The organism is Streptomyces sp. NPDC054840 (genome assembly GCF_053611065.1).
Genome location: NZ_JBSGZP010001158.1, coordinates 1 through 1,121, shown reverse-complemented (window position 1 = coordinate 1,121; position 1,121 = coordinate 1). Strand labels below are relative to the sequence as shown.

Below are 1,121 nucleotides of genomic sequence, written 5' to 3'. Positions count from 1 at the left end.
CCGAGAGCCGGCACGCCGCCGCCCGGCGGGCCGCCGAGGACGAACGGGAGCTCGACCGGCTGCAGCGCCGGCATGCGGAGACCCTCCGCCGCGCCGCCCTGCTCGCCCAGGCCGAACCCGAGCGGCACCGGGTGCGCGGCCTCCTCGACCGGGCCCGGCGGGGCGCCCTGGTGGCCCCCGCCCTGGAGCTGCGCGGCGCCGCCTCCGCCGCACACCTCGCCGCCGCGCACGCCGAGGCCTCCGCGCGGGCGCAGCTGCCGCCCACGCTGAAGGAAGCGGGAACCGAGCAGCTGGCCGACGTCGAGCAGCGACTGCGCGAGGCCCTGGGCGCCCTCGGCGCGGCACAGCGCGCCGAGCAGCGCAGCGCCGAGATCGGCCGCGAACGGGCCGACCTGGAACGGGAGTCCCGCGCGGCCGAGGAGCAGCACCAGGAGTCCGCCGAGTGGCTGGAGCGCTGGGAGACGACCCGTACGGCGCTGCAGGAGCGCGTGGACGCCGCGCAGCAGGCCGCGACCCTGGCCGAGCAGCTCGCGGGCCGGCTGGAACCCGCCCGCATGCAGCTGAACGCCGCCCGGCGGCGGGACGAACTCGACGCCGACGCGGCGCGCGCCGCGGGCGAACTGCTCACCCTGCGCGAGGAGTCGGCCGCCGCCCGGGAGCGCTGGCTGGAGCTCAAGGAGGCCCGGCTGCGCGGGATCGCCGCCGAGCTCGCCGAGGCACTGGTCGCGGGGGAGGCCTGCGCCGTGTGCGGGTCCGCGGACCACCCCGCTCCGGCCCGCCCGGCCCCCGGCCACGTGGACCGCGCGGCCGAGGACGCCGCCCATGCCCACCTCGAACGGGCCGAGCAGGCCCGGGCCGCCGTCGACCGTCGGCTCGCCGCCGCGCAGGAGGCCCGCGCCGAGGCCGCGGCCGCCGCCGGGGACGCCGCCACCGCCGAACTGCTGGCTCTGACCACCGACCTGAGTGCCCGCCATGCCGCCGCCCACGCCGCGGCCGCCGGCCTGCACGCCGCCCGGGAACAGCTCGCCAGGGCCGAGCGGGAGCACACCGCGCGCAGCGCCGACCGGCAGGGCGCCGAGACCCGGGCCGCCGCCAGGGCCTCCCGGCGCGAGGCCCTGGAC

The 1,121-nt window shown here is 80.9% G+C and carries 1 pseudogene; it reads left to right on the top strand.

The annotated features are described in order from the left end of the window. Nucleotides 1-1,121: pseudogene (locus ACWGIU_RS38340) on the top strand (AAA family ATPase); the annotation flags it as partial.